Raw genomic sequence first — 19,147 nt, forward strand, 5'->3', positions numbered from 1 at the left:
GCTTCTCGCCCCGCTCACGCGTAACCGGACGTGAGCGGGTACGCGCACAAGTGACCCTGACCTTACGAGAACGAGGAGTGGTCGCTGATGAGCACGGTGAAAGAGGCTGTAGAGGTCGACGTGCCCCTCCACACCGCCTACAACCAGTGGACGCAGTTCGAGGAATTCCCGAACTTCATGGAGGGCGTCGAGGAGGTCCGGCAGATCGACGACAGCCTCAACCACTGGGTCACCAAGATCGGTGGCGTACGACGGGAGTTCGACACCGAGATCGTCGACCAGTTCCCCGATGAGCGGATCACTTGGCGGACGGTCGGCGGCGAGACGGAGCAGAGGGGCACGGTCAGCTTCCAGCGCGTGGACGAGGCACACACACGCGTGGTGCTGGTGATGGACGTCGAGCCCAGCGGAGTCGCGGAAGCGGCCGCCGATCTGACGGGGGCGATCGACCGGCGCGTCAAAGGCGACATGCGGCGCTTCAAGGACTACGTCGAGAACCGGGGCGGCGTAACGGGAGCCTGGCGGGGCCGGATCACGCCTGGTGGCTGACCTCGGCCCCCGCTGCAGCGCGAGGCGCCTCAGGCCGGGCGCCGACCGGCCGGGTCGGCTCCCGCTCCCCGCCGGGGAGGCGGCCTCGTCCCGAGACCACGTGACCCCCGGACACGTGGTCTCGAGACAGATGCGGCCCCGCCCAGAGGCAGAGCGGCCTACTTGTCGGCGGTCAGCTGGCCCGCCACGCCCCAGCTGTCGGCCGGAACCTCGTGAATCCATACCTGCACGGCCTCGGCAGGAATGTGCAGGGCATCCACGAACGCGTCGGTGACGCGAGCCACCAGATCACGCTTGAGCTCGATGTCACGGGGGCCCTGCTGAATGGTGACGATGGGCATGATGCGCTCCTTGCTTCCTGACGGGAGTGCCTCACCGGCGGTTCCGGTGCGGTGTGTTCCGTCGCTGGAAACAGTGCACCGCGTGGGGCCGGTGCCCACCCAGACCCGAATGACTCTCGCAGCGATCACGATTACTGATCATTGATCACTGACGCCGATGGGGAGGACTGCTGATCAGGTCGCGAGAGGCGTCGACAGCGAGAGGCGTCGGTGGCGAGGGACGCTCCGCCCGGCAGCCGGGCCCCAGGGGCAGGCACTGCCACCACCAGCTCGTCCTCCCAGAGCGGGCGGCGCCGCAGCTCGTCACCGGTCGGAGTAGGCGCACTGTCGAAGGCCGGCGCCCCGCCACGCACGAAGACGGCATCCAGACGACCGTCGACGAACCGCGCGAGACGTTCCCGCACGGGCAGCGCGACCAACTCCACCCCATGACGGAGGGGCTGCTGATGACGGCCTGCGCGTCGTAGTACCTGACTCCCAGGTCTTCGACGCTCGTCCCCGAGCCGCCCGTGTGCGCTGTGCGGGCAGTCGGCCGGGAGAGGCAGCCGGCGCACCCCTGTCATGCTCCTCGGCATGGGCAGGGCATACAGATCGAGTCGGCCGGCGCAGCCTGATCGCCACGCGTGACGACGCCCGCGGCACCGGTCTCGGGCGCCGTCTGTACACAGCGTTCGCCCAGGCGGCGGAAGGCCTTGGAGCGTGGCGGCTGAAGGCCATCACTTCGGTGGCGAACACCGGCTCGATCGCCTTCCACCGCAGCCTCGGCTTCGACGTGAAAATCGTCGACGACTACGACGGCCCCGGCCGGCCCATGGCCGTCTTCCACCGGGACCTGCCGCTCGTCCTCCCGTAACCCTTGGCAGGCAGGCGAGAGGGATGCCCCGGCGCCCAGCCTGCCGTGGGCCCGCCGCCCGCCGCCCGCCGTGCCGACCCCCGCTCAGGAGACCAGGGACTGCTCCTCCAATTCGGTCAGTTTCACGGTGCACAGACCCCCGCGTTCGGTCGTTACGCCCGTCACCTTGAGCTGTGTTCCCGGCGAGAGGATGAATTCCTCCTCGCCGGTGAAGGCGGAGAATCTGCTGATGCCCACGGCTCGGGCGGGTACCACCTCGAAGAGCGTCCGCTTGCCGCGGCTGCCGAGGAATGCCTGCGCCACGCTGAGCTTGGGCGTGCACGAGGACACGCCCCACCAGGTCACGGTCCGACCGAGCGGGTACTGTGCGCGCAGGTCCAACGAGACGCCACGCCACAAGGGCTCGGTGCGGGCGGGAAGCTGTGACACCGCCGAGAACAGCAGCCGCAGGTAAGGGAGGTACGGGACGACTCCCGCCCGGTCCGGTGAGCGCAGGACCTTGTTGATCTCCCGGTAGAACGCGGACTCGCAGGTGTAGAGGTAGAGGGCGGCAATCGCGTCCGCGGACAGAGCGCCGTTGCCGGCCGCTTCGTCCGCCCGGCCCTTGCCGAATTCGTGCGACCGGTCGACGTGCCGGTCGAGACCGGACAGCAGCTTGGCGACGGGGGCGACGGCGTCGCGGAACTCCATGAGCGGAGTGTCGAACACGCCGGTGATCGCGGGGAGGGCGAGGCCCTCGTCCTTGACGCTGGCGAGCCGTTCCAGGTAGAGCTGGTGCAACTCCATGGTGGACGTGATGAACGCGCCCATGCGTTCGGCGACGTCGTTGTCCGTTCCGCCGGTTCCGCCGGCCCCCTCCGTGAGCTTGTTCCAGCCCTTGCTCGGCAGCCAGTCGACCTGGTCGGCACCGAGCGATGCGAGGGCATCGTTCACCATTTCGAAATGGTCGCCGTCACAGAAGATGTCGCCCTGCGCCGCGGGGTTGGGGTGGTCGATGTGCCGGACCTCGACCTCGGGGTACTTCTCCTGGAGCCGCAGGACGATCTTCTTCAGATTGCGCGCGTGAGCGCCCCACCAGGCGAAGACGACGCCGCGGTCCTCCTCGTCGGCGTTCTGCTTGGCCTTGAGGATCTCCTCGACGATCCGCTCGGCCACCGGGCGCCAGAACACGGTGTGCGGGTCGGCTCCCCTCGCCCCCTCACTGCTGGCGGTGAGCGCCGCGTTCAGCAGCAGCACGCCCTGCGTGAGCATCGCCTGGAACCATTCCGGCGGCTGGACGGTGTCCTGTTTCTTCAGCAGCGCACGAATGTCGGCGATCGGTGTCTTCTTGGGAATCCCGTACTTCCACATCGCCGCTGCCTTGATGATGCAGCGAATGCTGACGACCCGGCCGAACTGGCTGTCCTTCCAGTCGTGGAAGGTGTTGTCGAACATGGCGATGCCGGTGGCGCTTTCGGGCCGCGGATACGGGTTCTGCCCGAATATGACGACCTTCCACTTGTGCGGTGGATTGGGCTTGAGTGCCTGGAAGGTCAGTTCGCGTACGGGGACGACTTCCGGGCCTCGGCCGGGGCCGATGAACCTGGCTGCGTCCGGCTGTGCCTCGATAACCGGCTTCAGGAGCGGAAGCCACGGTTCACCGCCGCCTTTGAACAGTTCGGCGAGGGCCAGAGGGTCATTCGGGTCGGGCTGGGCCGGGTTGTTGGCATCGCTCATTGTGGAGGTACTCCGAATTATCGAACCGTGCTGATGGAGACATGGTCAGTGAGGCGGGTAGTGGGCGACGTCCGCGCAAAAGTACCGAATGCGACAAGAGGGGGCAGGAGCCCCGAGCGCCCTGCGTGCGGGCGGGCCGGTGGGCTCTCGTCGGAGTGTCTGAGTGTCGGAGGTCAGGGCTGACCTGCGGAAATCTGGCGGCAGGCTAGCACCGGGCCGGTGCGCTCGCAATCATGACGTCGAGTCACGAACCACTGCTGTCGGCGCCGTTGTCAGTGGGGCAAGGTAGCTTCGTGAGTGGTCGAAGGACCGGTTGCCGATAGGAGCGCACTATGACCGTGAACCGCATGCAGTCCCCGCTCAGGGTGGTGCTGACCGACATCAACACCAAGGTGGTGGAGGCATGGCGGGCAGCGTTCGCCGACACCCCCGGGATCGAGATCCGCAAAGGCTCGATCCTCGATGAGAACGTCGATGCCTGGGTCACTCCAACCAATTCCCGTGGCCGGATGGACGGAGGGGTCGACGCGGCCATCAAGCGGCATCTCGGAGCCGGAATCCAACTGCGCGTTCAGCGGGCGATCCGCGACCAGTTCGCGGGAAGTCTTCCGGTGGGTGGTGCGGTGTGCGTGCCGTCCGGGGCGGTCAATCCGAAGTTTCTGATATCGACGCCCACGATGGAAACGTCCTCGCAGAACGTGAGCGAGACCCTGAATGTGGCCCTGGCGTGCGCCGCCGCATTCCAGGCGATCCACCGGCAGAACAAGGAGGCGCCGGGCAGCATCGAGTCGGTGGCGCTGGTCGGCATGGGCGCCCAGACCGGCCGGGTGCCGGCACGCGTGTGCGCCAACCTGATGTGGACGGGCCACACGCTGTTCAACGACTACTACTTCGATGACTACGACGACCTGCGCAGCACGATCATCGGGCAACTCGACGACATCGAGAGCGCACCTGCCGAACAGCGGGTGCGCATCGAGCCGCCCAAGCGCTCGGCCTCCCGTCGCTGACGAGGTTCCTCGCGGGTGATGTCGCCGGGCCGGGCCCGGCGGGAGGGAGCGTGCCACAAGGAGAGCGGTTGCTGCTGTGACACGCTCCCACTGCTCCCACTGCTCTGCTCTGCCGACGAGCGCAGAGCAGAGCAGAGCAGAGCACCACGAACCTGACGTGCCGAAACGTCCATGTCTCCAGAGTGGTGTGGAGGGACTGCATGTCTTTGAATGCCATGGTTCCGAGGGGCACTGTGGTGGTGCAGCACATCGGGCCGGCTGTCCCGCCCACCTAGGGTGCGGGCATGACCGCGTCCCACTCCCCGCACCCGCGGAAGCCCGTGAACCCGCTGAACTCCCCGCCCCCTCCCCAACCTTCAGATCCGCGCCCCCACCCGGTGGCCACCGCGCTCGACCTGCGCGGGCGTACGGCACTCGTCACCGGGGCCGCGGGCGGCATCGGAGCCGCCTGCGCCCTGCGGCTGGCCGCTGCCGGTGCACGGGTCCGTGCCCTGGACCGGGACGCCCCCGGCCTGGACGCCCTCCGCACACGGGCGGCATGTCTGCCCGGCGCCGTCGAGAGCGTGCTGCTCGATCTCACCGACCTCGACGCGGCCGAGGAGGCGGCCGCCGGCACCGACATCCTCGTCAACAATGCCGGCACCCAGCTCGTACGCCCCATCCAGGACTTTCCGCCGGAGGGGTTCCGCGCCGTCCTCACCCTCCTACTGGAGGCCCCATTCCGGCTACTGAGGGGAGCCCTGCCGCACATGTACGAGCGGGGTTGGGGCCGCGTCGTCAACATCTCTTCCGTGCATGGCCTGCGCGGATCCGCCTACAAGTCCGCCTACGTCGCCGCCAAGCACGGCCTCGAAGGGCTGTCCAAGGTCACCGCCCTGGAAGGGGCGCCCCACGGAGTCACGTCCAACTGTGTGAGCCCTGGCTACGTGCGCACCCCCCTCGTCGAGAAGCAGCTCGCCGACCAGGCGGCCCTCCACGACATCCCGGCCGAGAGCGTCCTCACAGGGGTCCTCCTGGCGGACTCGGCCCTCAAACGCCTCATAGAGCCGGGTGAGGTCGCGGAGGCGGTCGCCTACCTGTGCGGACCGCACGCCTCCTTCATCACCGGCAGCACCTTGACCATGGACGGCGGATGGACCGCTCACTGACGGACGGGCACGGGCACGGGCACGGGCACGGGCACGGGCATGGGCATGGGCATGGGCATGGGCACGTGCACAGGCATCCGGTGACTGGCGCGCCGCCGGCCGGCGGCGGTAAGCCTAGGTCTGTGCCCATGTCCGACGATCACACGGAGACCCCGTACCTCGCGCTGCTCGCTCGCGGCGCCCCCGCCGGGGAGTACGAGCGTCCGGTGCTGCGCGCCCGCGCCGACGGGGCACCACCGGACCGGCTCGCCGCGCTCGACCGGGCCAAGCACTTGGCCCTGCGCGTACGGGCCGAGCTGGAGGACCGGCGGCGGCGCGAGGCCGAGCTGTCGGCCCTGTTCGCGACCGCCCACGACCTGGCCGGCCTGCGTGACCTCGACGCGGTGCTGCAGGCCATCGTGCAGCGGGCCCGCTCCCTGCTGGGCACGGACGTCGCGTACCTCACCCTCCACGACCAGGCCGCCGGCGACACGTACATGCGCGTCACCGATGGCTCGGTCTCGGCCCGGTTCCAGCAGCTGCGGCTCGGCATGGGGGAGGGGCTGGGCGGACTGGTCGCCCAGACCGCCCGCCCCTACGTCACCGACGACTACTTCGACGACCCTCGTTTTCAGCACACCCGGGCCATCGATTCGGGAGTCCGCGACGAGGGCCTGGTCGCGATCCTCGGCGTGCCGCTCAAGCTCGGCAGCCGCGTCATCGGGGTGCTCTTCGCGGCGGACCGCCGCGCCCGCGCGTTCGAACGCGGGCAGACCGCGCTCCTCGCCTCGTTCGCCGCACACGCCGCCGTCGCCATCGACACGGCGAACCTGCTGGCCGAGACCCGTTCCGCCCTCGCCGGACTGGAGGCCGCGAACGAGATCATCCGCGACCGCAGCGCCGTCATCGAGCGCGCCTCCGACGTCCACGACCGGCTGACCTCACTCGTACTGCACGGAGGCGACGTGCACGACGTCGCCGCGGCCGTCGCGGAGAGCCTCGGCGGGCAGGTCACCTTCCTGGAGGCCGGTCAGTTCCCCACGGCCGCCGTCGACCGCTCCCGCGCCGTATGGCACGACGACGGCTGGTACGCCGCCGTCTCCGCAGGCGGCGAACTCCTCGGCGCCCTGGTCCTGCACGGACACCCGGCACTCGACCCCGTCGACCAGCGCACCCTGGAACGGGCGGCCATGGTCACCTCACTCCTGCAACTCGCAAGCCGCCAGGCGGGCGAGGCCGAACAGCGGGTACGCGGCGAGCTGCTCGACGACCTCCTCGACGCTCCCGGCCGCGACCCGCGCCTGCTGAGAGAGCGCGCCGCACGCCTGCGCGCGGATCTGGACACGCCGCACGTGGTCCTGGCGGCGAGGGTGGTGGAAGGCGAGGCGGGTGCCACGCGAGGCTGTGCACCGAGTGAACTGAGCCCGGCGAGTGTGCTGAGCCCTGCACGTCCGGCGAATCCGGAAAGCCCTCCGGACGAGGGAGAACCCGCAGGCATCGGACCCGCGACCACATGGCCCCCACCCGCGGACCACCGGCAACGCCTGTGGTCCGCGGCGTCCCACCTGGCGGCGACCCGGCAGGGCCTGGCCGCGGCCCGTGACGGAGGCACGGTGCTGCTGTTGCCGCACGACGGGCGGCACAGCCCGTCCGAAGCCGCCCGCCGCGCCGCCCGGCAGCTCGGTGCCGCGGTCCCCGGCGGCGTCACGGTGGGCGCCTCGGCGCCCGTACCCGCTCCGGCCGCCGACCCCGCAGCTGTAGCCGGCGCGTACGCCGAGGCGAGGCGCTGCCTCGACGTGCTGCACGTGCTCGGCCGGGACGGAGAAGGCGCGGCGGCCGACGACTTCGGCTTCGTCGGGCTGCTCCTGGCCGGGGAGGGCGACGAGGGCGGGGGAGGGGACCGCATCGGGCGTTTCGTGACCCGCACCATAGGGCCCGTAGTCGACTACGACACGCGACGCGGCACCGCACTCGTCCCCACTCTGGACGCATACTTCGCCGCCGGCATGAGCCCGGCCCGCACCAAGGACGCCCTGCACGTGCACGTCAACACCGTCGCCCAGCGTCTGGACCGCGTCGGCCGTCTGCTGGGCGCGGACTGGCAGACGCCCGCCCGGTCCCTGGAGATCCAGCTGGCGCTGCGGCTCCACCGCCTCGCGGCCTCGGCCTCGCCTCCACCGCCGTCGGATCGTCGAGGTCACGGTGGCGCGTCTCCGGCGCGAGACCGACCGCCACCAGAGTGAGCACGACGGCGGCGATCACGTACAGGGCGACCGGCGTGCCGCTGTCGTACTCCGCGAGCAGTGCGGTGGCGATCAGCGGGGCGGGCGCACCGGCAGCCACGGACGCGAACTGCGCGCCGATCGAGGCACCCGAGTACCGCATCCGTGTCGCGAACATCTCCGAGAAGAAGGCCGCCTGTGGCGCGTACATCCCGCCGTGAAGCACCAGTCCGACCGTAACGGCGGTCACGAGCCCGCCGAAACTCCCGGAGTCCACGAGAGCAAAGAACGGAAAGGCCCAGAGCCCCACGCCGGCGGCCCCGATGAGATACACGGGCCGCCGCCCGATCCGGTCCGAGAGGGCGCCCCAGGCCGGGATGGCCGCGAAGTGCACGGCGGAGCCGATGAGTACGGCGTCGAGGGCCGTCTGCTTGGACAGCTGGGTGTGCTCGGTGGCGTAGACGAGGATGAAAGCGGTGATGACGTAGTAGCTGATGTTCTCCGCCATACGGGCACCCATGGCGACCAGGACATCGCGCCAGTGGTCCCGCAGCACCGCGACGAGCGGCGGCTTCTCCGGCTCAGCCGTCGAGGCCCGCGCGAGGGCGGCTTTGAACACCGGCGACTCGTCGACCGACAGCCGGATCCACAGCCCTACGATCACCAGCAGCCCCGACAACAAAAACGGCACCCGCCAGCCCCACGACAGAAACGCCGCATCGGACAACAGCGCCGTCAGCGCGGACAACACCCCGGTGGCGAGCAGTTGCCCGGCAGGAGCCCCGGTCTGCGGCCAAGCAGCCCAGAACCCCCGTCGCCGAGCATCCCCGTGCTCGGACACCAACAACACGGCCCCACCCCACTCCCCACCCAGCGCAAACCCCTGCACGAGCCGGAGCAGAGTCAGCAACACGGGCGCCAGCGACCCGACGGCAGCATGGGTGGGCAACACCCCGATGGCACACGTAGCACCCCCCATCATCACCAGACTCACCACAAGCAACCGCTTCCGCCCCAGCCGGTCCCCGAAGTGCCCGAACACCAACGCCCCGACGGGCCGCGCGACGAATCCGACGGCGTAGGTGAGAAAGGAGAGCAGAGTCCCGACGAGTGGATCGGACCCGGGAAAGAAGAGCTTGTTGAAGACAAGCGCGGCGGCGGAGCCGTAGAGGAAGAAGTCGTACCACTCGATGGTGGTCCCGATGAGGCTCGCGACGACGATCTTGGGGAGTGAGTTGGGGGTGGGAGCAGGTGGGGCTGGGGTGGTCATGGTCATCACTTCCGGGTGGGGGGCGCTTCGTTGCGTCGCAATACCGTAGGAAGTGGCAGGTGGGGAGCCTATGTTGTGGGGATCCATAGTTCGGGGTCGGTGTGTGAGGGCGGCAGCCATGCCGGGGTGTGAGGGTTGACGTCAGGGGCCCAACTCGTATTAGAAAATCCGAGAGAGCCCAAGAAATCGATTGCCCTGATTTGATATCATTTGTTGATGCGGTGCTGACTCCCGTGCTGATTTCGTGCTGACTAAAATCGCACGTCAGCACCCCTGCGAGCCTCTCCCGTGCTGACTTTGTGCTGACTACGGAGCGTTGAACTTCGACATTTGGCTACAGGTCGGGCGGAGCGGAGGGCGTGCCGACCGGATGGTCGCGAGGGCCCCCAGGGGGTCCGCTCTGGAAGATCGTCAGCGGCACACGTGGCGTCCTGGAAACAATCGTGAGTCCGCCGCCGTTGCGGCAGACGGGAGCGAGGAGGAGCAGGGTGTCGGGTGGTCTGAGGCTGTTCAGTATCGGTGACGAGGGCGTGGCGGAGATCACCGCCCGCGGTGCGGTGCGTGAGCGTCATCTGCAGGATCTGGTCGAGGCGAACATGGAGGCGTTGCTAGGGGTGCGCTTCCTGGCGAGCGAGTACAGCACCGGTGCCCGGCACCGCGGACGGATCGACTCTCTCGGCCTTGATGAGAACGGCGCTCCGGTGATCGTCGAGTACAAGCGTGAGCGGGGCGCCAACGTCATCAGCCAGGGGCTGTTCTACCTCTCCTGGCTGGTCGATCACCGGGGTGAGTTCCAGCTCCCTGGTCCGCGAGCGCCTCGGGAAGGAGGCCGCTTCCCAGGTGCTGTGGTCCGCTCCGCGGGTGATCTGCATCGCGGAGAACTTCACCCGCTACGACCTCCACGCCGTCCATGAGATGGGCCGCACCATCGACCTGGTCACCTACCGCTGCTTCAGCGACAGCCTCCTCACCCTGGAGACCGTCGCCTCCGTCCAGGAACCCGGCACCGCCCGCCGCACAGCCCAACGGCCGGCCAGGCCCGCCGCGCCCACGAGCGGGGAGCCGGCAGAGGGATCGCTGGCGGCGCTGCGGGAAGCCTTGCACGACACGCTGCTCGCGCTCGGGGAGGACACCCAGCAGGTGGAGCGCCAGACCTACGACGCCTACCCGCGCCTGCGGAACTTCGCCTGTGTGGTGAACACCCGCCGGGATGCGATCGTGATGTACCTCAAGGCTGGCCCGGACGAGTTCGACCTCGTCGACGGCTTCAGTCGCGATGTCCGCGGGATCGGTCACCACGGCACCGGCGACCTGGAGGTCCGCCTGCGCTCCAGGGCGGACCTGCAGCGGGCTGACGAGATGATCCGCAGGAGCTACGAGGTGGCGTAGGAAAGGCGGGCGGCCTCAGGGCTCCACGCATCCTGGTCCTAGGCGCAGCCCGAACGATCGGTGGTCGCGCTCAGGTGGTTCCGATCAGCTGCCGTGGCGCAATTTGCCAGAAGCAACCTTTTGGAGAAGTCGCTCGTGCGTCCTGAGTATGAAGGTGGAGTCGTAACCTTGCTTCAGGCCCCCGGTGGTCAGGGCCTGGCCAGGACGCTGGTGGGGCGAGCGGGGAAGAAGCCGGGGCGGTCTCCGCTACCGCTGAACGTGATGATTCGCGCATGCTCGAGGACGTCGGGGGGCGGGGGCGCATTTTCGACGACGATCGCCTGGCCGGGGAAGGCCAGGATTGAGCGGTAGAAGTGGTCGATCACGTTCGGCGGGATACGGTCGGCGTCATAGTCAGGCTCCTTGTACGTCACCAAAGGTGAGTCCAGAACGAGGAAGCCGAGGTGCGGGAGCCGGCGGTCCAGGCAGTAGCGGGCCAGGGCAATTGAGAATGCGGCATGCAGCAGCGCCCGCATGCCCCTGCCGTGCCCCGCACGAGTGGTCCCACCCGCACTTACATCCCCGCCGTGGGGGTCGAAGCCGGCCGCCTCGACGTTGGGGATGCGCCAGGAGTCCAGGGTGCTTTGCAAGACGCGGTCGAAGGAAGTCAGGATTCTGCCCGCGATGAACGCTTCCACGCGTTTGGAGGGTAAAGCCCCTTGGGAAACCAGCTCGGAGCGGTGCTCGTCCAGTTCGTCGATCCGGGCACGCAGTTCCAGGTCCCTCTCCACGCGCAGCCGTTCGGCGACAACCGCTTGCAGCTCCTCATTGAGGGGAGCCAGCCGCGCTTCGATCTGCGCCAGGACACTGTCCGCCTCGCCTACCTGTCGCGTCAAAGCATTCCGGCGTTCGATTAGTTCGTCGCGCTGGGCTTCCAGGTCCGAGAGAGTCAGCAGCAGATCAGCGAGCAGGGAGTGGGTCTTGGCGGACTCGACAACGACGGCCTCATGTAGCTGCGTGGTTTCCTGGTTGCCGTGCTGGGCATGTTGGTGCTCAGGGTCTGCTCCGCAAAAGACACAGCGACCGACCTGGAAGTAGCCCAGGAGGTTCCCGGCTTCACTGACCATCTCCAGGCGTGCCAGGTCCGACTCGTACTGCTGACGCAGGATGTCGAATCGTCCCAACAGGTCGAGCACCTCGCCCAGACGTGTCTCCAGCTCGGCGTCTGTCTGGGCGAGTTGCGCGCGAGCAGCGACGGCACGGGCTTGCTGTTCGGACTCACGGGCCAAGGAACGGGCCATATCTTCCAGCGTGCCTTCCAGAAGAGCCAGCTGCTCTCGCAGCTCTGCTGGGGACTGGTCGCGGGAGAGCTTGGCGTGTAAGTCCAATGCCAGCGAGTCGATCAGGTTGATCTTGCCTCTTTGGACACGACGTTGAGACACATTGGGGAGCGTCGTCGCTGGAGGCTCATCCTCACCGGTCAACATCAGCTTCATGACCGAGCGCGCGGCGGTCCGGGCCGCAGTGCCGCGCGTTCGCTGCGAGGGAGGGTTTGGATCGATCATGCGCGTGTCGGTGACTACGGAAAGGTGTGTCAGGTCGGCAAGTTTGAGCAGTTCGGTATTGCCGGACTCATTGGTGCGGATGTACCTGTCGTCCAGGCCTACCTTGCTGAGTAGATAGTGCGAGATATCTCGGCGACTGCGGATCCTGCGGGCCGAGACGACGGCGTCGGGTGTGTCGTGGACCATGCCCCGCAGGTCGGCTTGGTGCACATGGATGCTCTTGCCACCGGGCTTGCGTACGAGTGTCAGGGGACTTCCGTCGGGCAACAGCAGCCCGAGCAGGATCTGCCCGTAGCCCTCAGCGCGTGGGATGTACGGGCGCACATGGCCGCCGAGCATGTAGTCGATGGAGTCGACGATGAAAGTCTTCCCGGTGTTGGAAGATCCGTAGATGACCGTGAACGTGGGGTCGAATTCCACGCTGGCAGTGGGCAGCCCCGCGCCTGCGTATGTCAGATGCGTGAGGGTGAGGCTACCCATGGCTGATCCCCAGGTGTCGTGTGCCGGCAGTGAACTCGTCGTGCCAGCGAGCGGTGATGTCGCGTGTGGCGGCCACAGCGTCCGTGGTTGACGCGAACTGGTCGATGGCCCACTGCGCACGCAGGCTCAGTGCATCGACGTACGGCGCCTCCAGAATTCCCACAAACCCCGACCCGCGCTGCGTGACCTTATAGACCAGCCCGTCACCGGTCGCCTCGACCGTGGCAAGACCGGCGCGCATCAGGACCTCCAGCCCTTCCTGTACCAGATGGCGCTTCATGCCAAGCTCGCCCGGCTGGGCCGGTAGCTGCGGGTGGAGGCTCGGCGGGCCGTCGAACTGACCGCTGTGCAGCATGGCGTGATCCAGCAGGACAAGCCAGGAAAGGTCCAGTGGGTCGGGATGGCTGCGGGCCAGCAGAACCAATGCTCGCATCCCCAATTCAACCGGGCTGTTGAGCGGATTCACCGGCAACCCCCCTTGCACCACGTCAACTTATCGTCGTTCGCCAGCTGGTGACACATACCCTTTCGCTGGCTGTTGCGGAAGTGCGACACCAAGTGAGTCAGCAGGGGCGAGCCAGTAGGGACCAGTTGCCCGGACGCTTTCAGTACCTCCTGCAACCGGTCCCACCCCGAGGGGAAGTCCATATCAACCACCTCAATCAGGTTGGCCAGCACGTCGTCCTGTAACTCCTCGTAGGCATCCCCTGGAACGCTTTCCCGCGCATACATGCGGAGAGACTCGGCATCGAAGAATGCCACACGCTGTCGCCCAAGATGCTGTCCCGAAGACGGGTGCTCGAACGCGTCCTCAACGGTCGTGATATCCACGCCGAACCTCTCCTGGTAAACGTCCAGGAGCTTCTGGAGGTAGCGCGCCTCATTGCCTTGAGGAACGGGCGGAGGGAGTAATTTGCGGGGTTCGCCTGTGGGAGGGAGGTTGAAGCGGGAGGCGAATAGCTGTGACTTGCTGTACACCTCCAAGACCTCGTCAAGGTTTACGGTCCAGAACATCGAGAAGTCAGTGCGGACCGCCAGCTCGCGCACTGCCTCGCGGGTCGCGGAGGGCAGCGCGGCGACCGGCCGTGTCCGTCCGTCCATGTAGGCCAGGAACCGCTTCTTCAGCTCGGCTGGCGTCAGTACGGTGTCCTTCAGACGGGGGTGGATCCTCGGCGCAACGAAGGTGTATCTGGTAGGAAGAGTCCTACTTGTCTCCAACGTGGCCACGAACGGTTTGATCATCTCGGGCAATGTGTCGTCGAGCGTCAGGTCTGCGGAGTAGTGCTTGCACTGGTAACAGTGCCAAACGCCGTTCAGCCTCTGGTCGCTCATAAAGGCCACTACATCGGCGCCGCGGTCGTTGGTCCCTCCGACGATTTCGACACCGAGGTAACCGAGTTCGTCCCTGCGCATGCGGACCCACTCACAGGTGAACTGCTCCCACTGGTCTGGCGTCCAGTAGAAGACCTGTTGCAGTGGTGTGCGTGTGTCGAACCGGTTATGTGAAACCGCCGATGGCAGAGGCGCATACTGCGACACAGACACGTTCTCCGCGCCCGTCGAGCCGCTGCCCTGCGGTAATGCGTCCACCCCTACCCCCCGTGCGCCATCCCCCATACGAACGCCGGTGTTCATTTTTACCACCGGAAAACGTTCATGGACAGGCCAACCTTGAACGATCGGCCACCCGAGTCTCCTGTGGAGAGCTGCTCCAGGCATCAGCAGTAGGGGCACCGGGGCCATCTGCACCTGGACCTGGTGCTGCAACCGTGCTTGTTGTGACGGGTGAGCAGCAGTTGGTGGGTCGTCACCGTGGGCGGAGCCGGACGGCGGTGAGGTCGCCCAGGGTGCGGTGGGTTGTGGTGATGAGCTGGTGGGGTGTGAGGGTGGGGTCGGCGGCGAGGTGGCCGATGTGGTCGGCGGTGGTGGCGGCTGTTTCCAGCAGGGAGTGGCGCAGGATGCGTTGGGCCCAGTAGGCGGGGTCGGCTCCGGAGGGGGCGCAGGTGGTCAGGATGGCTGTGGGTGTGGTGTGGGTGAGGAGGCCGCGGTGCTGGGCTTCCCAGACGACGGTGACGGGGTCGATCACCTCACCACGGTGGACCAGCGCAGCAAGGCAGCCGAAGAGCCCTGCGTGTACGGGGTCCGCGAAGTCCTCCACGTGGAGGTAGGCCCGGACCTCCTTCAGGGCAGCCGGCTGTGTGGTGGCAGCGGAGAGGAACGCCCGCTCGTCCTCGAGCCGACCCTCCTCCCGGCCCTGGACAGCGGGCGGTGGAACGGAGGCGATGCGGGTATCGGAGCCTGGGTAGGGGCGCCACTGCTGGGCGAATCTGTCGAGAACACGGGCCAGGCCGGCATCCACGTGATGAGCCGCTACGCTACCGAGCCCGCCACCGACCTCACCTGAAGCCGGTGGGAGGCCCCGCCCCCCACCCGAACAGCGCAGCCGGGGCGCTCTCGTCCCGTCGTGTGACCCACATCATGGGAACCCGTACCTCCTGCCGGACATATCAAATCGTGACGTCAATACACACCCGCATCAGGGACGGCGACCCGGACTCCTTCCGCCATCTCTTCCGCTCACACGCCCAGATCGTCCACCGCTACGCCGTCCGCGCCACCGGCGACCGGTCTACCGCCGAGGACATCGTCTCGCTCACGTTCCTGGAGGCATGGCGCCTCCGCGCCCAGCTTCCCGAGGAGCCGGACGGCGCGAAGGCCTGGCTGATGGGCATCGCGGTGAACGTCCAGCGCAACACCAACCGTGCCGCCCGCCGCCACGCGAAGGCCATGGCCCGCATGCCCGCCAAGGAAGCCGTGCCTGACATCGCGGGTGAAGTGGTGGGCAGGATGGCGGACGCCGAACAGCTCACCGCCGCGAAGAACGCCCTGGGGAGGTTGCGCCGGTCGGAGCGCGAGGTCGTCACCCTCTGCGTCTGGTCCGGCCTGAGCTATGCGGAAGCGGCCGAGGCTCTGGGCGTGGCCGTCGGCACCGTACGGTCGCGGCTGTTCCGGGCCCGCGAGCGCCTGCGCAAGCTCACCGAACAGGAGCTCCGGCAACACGCTGCCGAGATGGCGGCCCGGCGGCCCGAGCGCCTCCACCTGCACCTGAACCTGAACCGGCCGAACGAGAAGTGGAACCGATGATGCGTATCTCCCGGCGGCCCCAAGCGCCGCTCGACCACGGCGACTTCGACCTGCTGCTTCCCCGGCAGGACGAGACCGCCCTGCCCAAGGCCCGGCAGGACCTGCTCGAAGAGGCCCTGTGGGCCGAGGCGCACCGGACCGCCCTGTGCACACCGCGCTCCCTTGCGCGCCGCACGGCCTGGATCGCGCTGCCGGCCGCCACAGCCGTGATAGCGGGCGCCGTGATCGTTGCCCCGGGCAGCTCGGGTACCTCGGGTACGGACACCCGCCCGCCGAAGGCCGGTGCGAAGCTGCAACCCGGCACCTCCAAAGGCCTGTCGGCGACCGTCGACCGCATCTCGCTCGCGGCGGCACGGCAGCCGGCCCTGGAGCCCCGGCAGGACCAGTACATCTACGTGGAGAGCAAGGTGACGGGCGGGCGGGTCGACAGGGCGGGCGGCAAGGAGAAGCTCGCGGTGACTCCGCTGCACTCGCGCCAGGTCTGGCACTCGCCCGACGGCCTCAAGAGCTTCATCTATGAGCCCGGCCATGAATTCATGGACAAGAACGGCGAGGACCTCGACCTCGAGCGTGCCGATGACGTCACCGATCGGGGCTCCTACAACAGCGTCAAGGCGCTCCCCACCGACCCCGACGTCCTCCTCAAGCGCCTCTACCAGGGGGGCAGGATGGGCGACCCGCAGGCCGACTGGACGGCGTTCGGGGAGATAGGCCAGCTGTTGGAGGAGCAGATCGCGGCGCCGAAGATCAGCGCCGCACTGTTCAAGGCGGCTGCCAAGATCCCGGGCGTCACGCTCGTGGACAAGGCTGCCGACGCGACCGGCCGGCCCGGTGTCGCGATCACTTTTACCGGCCCCGAGAGCCGTCAGGAGTGGATCTTCGACAGGAACACCTATGCGTACCTCGGCCAGCGTGACGTGCTGGTCAAGCCGTATCGGGGTCTCGAACCCGGCGCCGTCACCTACGAGACCGTGGTCATCAAGCGAGCCGTGGTCGACGCGAAGAAGGAACTCCCCGACGGCACGACGCTCTGAGCTGCTCCGGACCCCGAGCGTCTGGATCAGCAGCCGCACCTGCCCGAGGGGCCTCGCTCGCCGCGGCGGTTCCGGGCCGGCTACCGGTCCCTGCTCGCTTCCCCGCCATGTCAGGTGTGGTCGCGAGCGATGAAGAGCTTGAACAACTTCGCCAGCGAGGTCTTCCCCGTGTTGTTACGGCCGACGCACAACGTCAGGCGATGACGGCCTTGGCCGGCCGGGGTGGCGTCGAAAGGCTGAGGCCGGGTGACCCGGCAAAAGCTGTCTCGCTGCCCCGGAATGGCACTGCCTGCACTGGTCTGAGTCATCTCTCGGCTCCCGGTGTGCTTTCACCTCTGGGGCAACCAGGGAGCACGTGGCGAACGTACCGAGGAGCCCGTGTTATGCCACAGGCTCCGGGGCCGCATCCTGCCACCCAAGGCCCGTAATTGGGCAGTTCTCACATTGCAATCAATTCCTATCATGTCGACTCGGTGGTTAACGCCGAATGCCCAAATGGTGCCTGTGGTCCTTGACGTGCCAGGTGCCTTCGGTCGTGCCGTTGTGGACCAGGCGCCAGACGCGGGCGCGCCAGATGACGTCGAACTCGGCGGCGCGGCTCTCCCTGCGGTAACGGCCGTCGGCCATGAAGTCCCAGGTGATTCCCTTCCCACCGACGGCCTGCGCTTTTTCGCCTTGGATGGTGAAGGTGTGGACGTCTGAGTACACGTGCCAGCGTCCTGTGGTGCAGCGAGTTGCCCGTTCGTCTGCCGGAAGGGCGGGGGCGATGGTGACGAAGTGGTGGGCTGCGAAGAAGCTCCCAACGATGATCAGGACACCTGCCGTGGTGATTGCGGTGATCAGGCGCCACCGGTCACGCAGCCGGGTAGCCGGCGGCGGGGTGGTGATTGCGGGGCGGCGTAGGAGGCGGGCCAGTGGGGCGGTCACAGCGAGGCTGAGCAGTGGTGCGGCGACGTCCGCGTTGGCGACTGCCCTTGCCGGCGGCCAGAAGTAGCAGATGATGGGCACGAAGGTGACGGCTCCCCACAAGACGGTCACGGACACCGCGTGGAGTACAGGTGCGCGGTAACCGAATCGGGCGGCCAGGGCTGCCGCAGCGACGGCCACCGCGATGCCCATGAGCGTGAGAGGCAGATGCCGGTAAAGGAACATGACGCGGGAGAACTGGGCCAGCACGATGCCGTCATAGGTGCTGCGGGAGACAGCATCCGACGTGAGGCGGGCCACGAACGGCAGAACGATCAGAAACACGCCCAGGCCGGCCATGATGAGCAGAGTGGTGCGCCGCCACAAGGCTGCCGCGCGCAGTGGAGTGAAGGCCAGGGGGAGACAGATGCAGGTCATGGCCATGGTGTAGGCGGGGGCCATGGTCATCGGCTGGACGACGAATGCCTCGTGGAGCGCGATGCCGAACAGCTCGATCTGGTCCAGCAGGCTCGGTGGTGAGGAGACCCGGTGGCCGAAGCAGCCCGGCATCCTGTCAATCAAGGTCTGCGGGTAGCTGGTGATCGCTGCGAAGGTGCGCAGGAAGAACGCCCAGACCGCAGCGGTCGGAAGAACCGCGGTCACCACGGCGCCGAGAAGATGCCACCTGCTGCGGAACCGTAAGCCCGCATCACCCCCCCTGGGCGCCGCGGTGCCCACCTGGCCGGTCGTGGGCAGGCGCCAGGGGGCGTAGCCGGGACTGCTCGCCGGGGCTGCCGAGGTTCTCGGGTGCTGTTCGCGTGGCCGGTGTGCCCGTCTGCCATGCCGGAGCAGTGACCACGACCCACCGGCACAGCAATGCCTGCAGAACGGCAGGAGGGCGATGAAGCACACGTCTGCCAGCCAGAGGCGGTCGGTGTCCATGATGTCCAGGGCCAGCGATTTCTGCATCGTCAGCTCGGCCCCGGCCAGGACGCCTGCGCCCAGGGCCAGGCCCTCGAGCCACCACCACGCACCGGTACGGTCCCGGTGAGCTGCCAGACGCCACATGGCCGGCCCGATGACCGCTGCGATGATCAGCCCGATCGCCAGGCCCTCGATTGCTGAGCGGCCCAGGCGGGCGGTGTCGTCGGTCACCACTGTGAAGGCGCTGTCGAGGGGGAAGACCGCGATGCCGGCCGCCACGCCGGTGGCGGCTGCCCGCCACGGACTGGACCGGTCCACCACCCACGGGTCGGCCGCGGCCGCCCGACGCTTGCCGGGACTGGGGTGGACCCACGGGAAACGTCCGGGCGGCAGGCACGCCCAGACCCTCCCCGGCAACTTGGCGCGAGCATCGGCTTGCAGCTCCCGTGTGCGCATGACGGAACCGAACAACAAGAACACCACCACGCCCAGGGCAACCAGGCGCCACAGGCCCTTGCCGAGATAGCGGCTCATGTCATCGGCCCCCACCGCGACAAGGTGGGGCAGCACTACGACGGGGACGAACGCCAGCTCCATGCCCACCGCCAGCCGGCTGACCTCTACATCCCGCAGCATCA

17 protein-coding genes and 1 pseudogene are annotated in these 19,147 nt (G+C 67.8%); 9 read left to right on the forward strand and 9 right to left on the reverse strand.

Annotated elements, in window-relative coordinates:
- The first annotated feature begins 87 nt into the window (after positions 1-87).
- On the forward strand, positions 88-549 hold the full coding sequence (locus ACFPP6_RS01805; protein WP_382036250.1) for an SRPBCC family protein: 462 nt from the start codon (positions 88-90) through the stop codon (positions 547-549).
- 158 nt (positions 550-707) lie between these two features.
- Here ACFPP6_RS01805 and dmpI read toward each other — a convergent pair whose 3' ends face one another.
- On the reverse strand, positions 708-890 hold the full coding sequence (gene dmpI / locus ACFPP6_RS01810; RefSeq protein ID WP_168094642.1) for a 4-oxalocrotonate tautomerase DmpI: 183 nt from the start codon (positions 888-890) through the stop codon (positions 708-710).
- A 556-nt stretch (positions 891-1,446) separates the two neighbouring features.
- Between dmpI and ACFPP6_RS01815 the strand changes: the two genes are divergently transcribed.
- Complete coding sequence (locus ACFPP6_RS01815) at positions 1,447-1,743, forward strand: GNAT family N-acetyltransferase (protein WP_382036777.1); 297 nt, start codon at positions 1,447-1,449, stop codon at positions 1,741-1,743.
- Positions 1,744-1,827: 84 nt separating this feature from the next.
- Here the strand turns inward: ACFPP6_RS01815 and ACFPP6_RS01820 are convergent, their stop codons facing one another.
- Positions 1,828-3,459 (reverse strand): ADP-ribosyltransferase domain-containing protein, encoded by a 1,632-nt coding sequence (locus tag ACFPP6_RS01820; protein ID WP_382036253.1) that lies wholly within the window; start codon positions 3,457-3,459, stop codon positions 1,828-1,830.
- Positions 3,460-3,791: 332 nt separating this feature from the next.
- Here ACFPP6_RS01820 and ACFPP6_RS01825 point away from each other — a divergent pair, with 332 nt between their 5' ends.
- From ACFPP6_RS01825 to ACFPP6_RS01835, 3 genes are all read left to right on the forward strand, one after another.
- Positions 3,792-4,469 carry a macro domain-containing protein gene (locus ACFPP6_RS01825; RefSeq protein WP_382036256.1) on the forward strand — a complete coding sequence of 226 codons (678 nt, stop codon included), beginning with the start codon at positions 3,792-3,794 and terminating at the stop codon, positions 4,467-4,469.
- A gap of 284 nt (positions 4,470-4,753) precedes the next feature.
- Positions 4,754-5,617 (forward strand): 3-hydroxybutyrate dehydrogenase, encoded by an 864-nt coding sequence (locus tag ACFPP6_RS01830; protein WP_382036259.1) that lies wholly within the window; start codon positions 4,754-4,756, stop codon positions 5,615-5,617.
- Between the two features lie 128 nt (positions 5,618-5,745).
- Positions 5,746-7,839, forward strand: a complete 2,094-nt coding sequence (locus tag ACFPP6_RS01835; RefSeq protein ID WP_382036262.1) for a helix-turn-helix domain-containing protein — start codon at positions 5,746-5,748, stop codon at positions 7,837-7,839.
- Here ACFPP6_RS01835 and ACFPP6_RS01840 read toward each other — a convergent pair.
- Positions 7,838-9,208 (reverse strand): annotated as a pseudogene (locus tag ACFPP6_RS01840) (MFS transporter); the annotation flags it as partial. The gene ACFPP6_RS01835 and the pseudogene ACFPP6_RS01840 sit on opposite strands and share 2 nt — an antisense overlap.
- Positions 9,209-9,576: 368 nt before the next feature.
- Between ACFPP6_RS01840 and ACFPP6_RS01845 the strand changes: the two are divergent.
- Both ACFPP6_RS01845 and ACFPP6_RS01850 read left to right on the forward strand, forming a co-directional pair.
- Positions 9,577-10,002 carry an endonuclease NucS domain-containing protein gene (locus ACFPP6_RS01845; protein ID WP_382036265.1) on the forward strand — a complete coding sequence of 142 codons (426 nt, stop codon included), beginning with the start codon at positions 9,577-9,579 and terminating at the stop codon, positions 10,000-10,002.
- Positions 9,929-10,477 (forward strand): DUF5655 domain-containing protein, encoded by a 549-nt coding sequence (locus tag ACFPP6_RS01850; protein ID WP_382036267.1) that lies wholly within the window; start codon positions 9,929-9,931, stop codon positions 10,475-10,477. Before ACFPP6_RS01845 ends, ACFPP6_RS01850 begins: the two co-directional genes overlap by 74 nt.
- A gap of 188 nt (positions 10,478-10,665) precedes the next feature.
- On the opposite strand, the gene ACFPP6_RS01855 is transcribed toward ACFPP6_RS01850, so the two are convergent.
- The 4 genes from ACFPP6_RS01855 to ACFPP6_RS01870 form a co-directional block, all read right to left on the reverse strand.
- Positions 10,666-12,501 carry an ATP-binding protein gene (locus tag ACFPP6_RS01855; RefSeq protein WP_382036270.1) on the reverse strand — a complete coding sequence of 612 codons (1,836 nt, stop codon included), beginning with the start codon at positions 12,499-12,501 and terminating at the stop codon, positions 10,666-10,668.
- Positions 12,494-12,967, reverse strand: coding sequence for an ABC-three component system middle component 2 (locus tag ACFPP6_RS01860; protein WP_382036273.1), 474 nt, complete (start codon positions 12,965-12,967; stop codon positions 12,494-12,496). Before ACFPP6_RS01860 ends, ACFPP6_RS01855 begins: the two co-directional genes overlap by 8 nt.
- Entirely contained in the window at positions 12,964-14,136 is a 1,173-nt protein-coding gene (locus ACFPP6_RS01865; RefSeq protein ID WP_382036275.1) for an ABC-three component system protein, read from the reverse strand. Before ACFPP6_RS01865 ends, ACFPP6_RS01860 begins: the two co-directional genes overlap by 4 nt.
- A 172-nt stretch (positions 14,137-14,308) precedes the next feature.
- Positions 14,309-14,860 (reverse strand): DnaB-like helicase N-terminal domain-containing protein, encoded by a 552-nt coding sequence (locus ACFPP6_RS01870; RefSeq protein WP_382036278.1) that lies wholly within the window; start codon positions 14,858-14,860, stop codon positions 14,309-14,311.
- Positions 14,861-15,024: 164 nt separating this feature from the next.
- Between ACFPP6_RS01870 and ACFPP6_RS01875 the strand changes: the two genes are divergently transcribed.
- The gene (locus tag ACFPP6_RS01875) at positions 15,025-15,645 is read left to right on the forward strand and encodes an RNA polymerase sigma factor (protein WP_382036780.1); all 621 of its coding nucleotides are present in this window, start codon (positions 15,025-15,027) and stop codon (positions 15,643-15,645) included.
- Positions 15,642-16,679, forward strand: a complete 1,038-nt coding sequence (locus ACFPP6_RS01880; RefSeq protein WP_382036280.1) for a CU044_5270 family protein — start codon at positions 15,642-15,644, stop codon at positions 16,677-16,679. The genes ACFPP6_RS01875 and ACFPP6_RS01880 overlap by 4 nt, the downstream gene beginning before the upstream one ends.
- A 110-nt stretch (positions 16,680-16,789) precedes the next feature.
- Here the strand turns inward: ACFPP6_RS01880 and ACFPP6_RS01885 are convergent, their stop codons facing one another.
- Both ACFPP6_RS01885 and ACFPP6_RS01890 read right to left on the reverse strand, forming a co-directional pair.
- Positions 16,790-16,987 (reverse strand): hypothetical protein, encoded by a 198-nt coding sequence (locus ACFPP6_RS01885; protein ID WP_382036283.1) that lies wholly within the window; start codon positions 16,985-16,987, stop codon positions 16,790-16,792.
- Between the two features lie 169 nt (positions 16,988-17,156).
- Positions 17,157-19,106 (reverse strand): hypothetical protein, encoded by a 1,950-nt coding sequence (locus tag ACFPP6_RS01890; protein WP_382036805.1) that lies wholly within the window; start codon positions 19,104-19,106, stop codon positions 17,157-17,159.
- Positions 19,107-19,147: the final 41 nt, after the last annotated feature.

The organism is Streptomyces aureoversilis, from assembly GCF_042657885.1.
Lineage (GTDB): Bacteria > Actinomycetota > Actinomycetes > Streptomycetales > Streptomycetaceae > Streptomyces > Streptomyces aureoversilis.